The 1,446-nt window shown below is 67.9% G+C and carries 2 protein-coding genes; both read right to left on the bottom strand.

Features of this window, described 5'->3' with window-relative positions:
• Positions 1 to 643, bottom strand: a 643-nt coding sequence (locus tag AOK17_RS44395; RefSeq protein ID WP_281198683.1) for a CorA family divalent cation transporter, incomplete at its 3' end; no start/stop codon positions are given.
• A gap of 499 nt (positions 644 to 1,142) precedes the next feature.
• Positions 1,143 to 1,324: hypothetical protein (locus AOK17_RS53050; RefSeq protein WP_245697779.1), on the bottom strand; the 182-nt coding region annotated here is incomplete at its 3' end.
• Positions 1,325 to 1,446: the final 122 nt, after the last annotated feature.

Below are 1,446 nucleotides of genomic sequence, written 5' to 3'. Positions count from 1 at the left end.
GCTCCAGGACCTCCCGCTTGAGTTGGTAGATACGCCCCGAGTCGTCGGTGCGTTCCGGCGAGAAGACGCCGGCCTCCACCTGTTCGACATCCGTTTCGATGGCGCGGACCACGTCCAGGTGCTGGTCGACGACCGTGTCGGCGATGGCGTGTACGACGGCGGCCGGACCGTGGGCCAGCAGCTCCGGCTGGGTTTCGAGCTGTCGGCGTACGACTAGGAGGTCCGGGGAGTCGCCGTGCCCGACGACCACAGCGAAATCACGGCCTGCGAAGATCATGATCTCCCCGGTGGAGACGACTTCGCTGGTGGGCGTGAGGCGGTCGTGCTCGACGTAGACGACGGTCTTCAGGACGAGGAACAGGCTGTCGTCGTAGCGTTCGAGCTTCGGGCGCTGATGGGCGTGGACCGCGTCCTCCACCGCGAGCGGATGCAGGCCAAAGGCGTCGGCCACCACTTTGAGCTGGTCGGTGGTGGGCTCTCGCAGTCCGATCCACACGAAGCTGTCGGGGCTGGTACGGGCGGTGTCCATGGCTTCTGTCAGCGGCAGGGTTCCCGCGCGGCGCTTGCCGTGCTTGTACAGGGCGCAGTCGACCACGGGTACGGGCTGGTCGTCAGGATGCGGTTGGGTCGCATGGTCGGCCATGGAGCCTCCCCTCGGAGCGTCGGAGCGGGCAATCGTTTCCATCATGGGTGAGGCGCGGCGGGGCCGCAGGAGTGAAGAGGCTCCCCTGGGCCGCAGACCTGCATATTCGCGACTTCCGCCGTGCCGTGACGCCATTGGCGCCATCGATGGCACCGCAAGTGGCTCGTAATGGCACCACGTGTGTGCCATGATGGCACCATTGATGGCGTGCTCCTCGGTCCCGCGGCCGAGGGGATGCGTTACGTGGAGTGGGCGATCAGGGGGCAGATCATGGAGACAGTGCAGAGGCAGCAGGCGGCACCCGGCACCTTCACTGCCTTCGCGCGCTTCGTGCTCTGCGGCGGCGGGGTGGGGGTCGCCTCCGGCTTCGCTGTGGCGGCCCTCGCCTGCTGGATACCCTGGACCCTGGCCAACGCCCTGATCACCGTGGTCTCCACGATCATCGCCACCGAGCTGCATGCCCGCTTCACCTTCGGTGGGGGCGGGCGCGCGAACCGNNGTGCTGCGCCTTGTGGTCTTCGCGCGGAACCGCTCGTCGGCCGCAACCACAGCACGTTCCGTGCGCGCGACCGTGGTCCACACCTCGACCCCGGCCGACGCCACGGCGCTCTGCCACGCGGCCTGACTGTTCCCGCAGGCGGCGTGCGGGACGGGCCGGCGGGCGGAAAGGACTTCGATCATCTGGGGTACGGCTTCTCGTGGCCACCTTCAAGGCGTGTCTGTTTGCTTCCTGTGCCGGACTGTTTCTACGCGGCGAGTCGGGGGCGTTGTGCCGGGTTACCGGCCGCGTAGTGGACGTACTC

It is taken from the genome of Streptomyces phaeochromogenes, from assembly GCF_001418655.1.
Classification (GTDB): Bacteria; Actinomycetota; Actinomycetes; order Streptomycetales; family Streptomycetaceae; genus Streptomyces; species Streptomyces phaeochromogenes.
The sequence above is the reverse complement of the archived record's forward strand: the minus strand, read 5'-3'. Positions and strand labels throughout refer to the sequence as shown.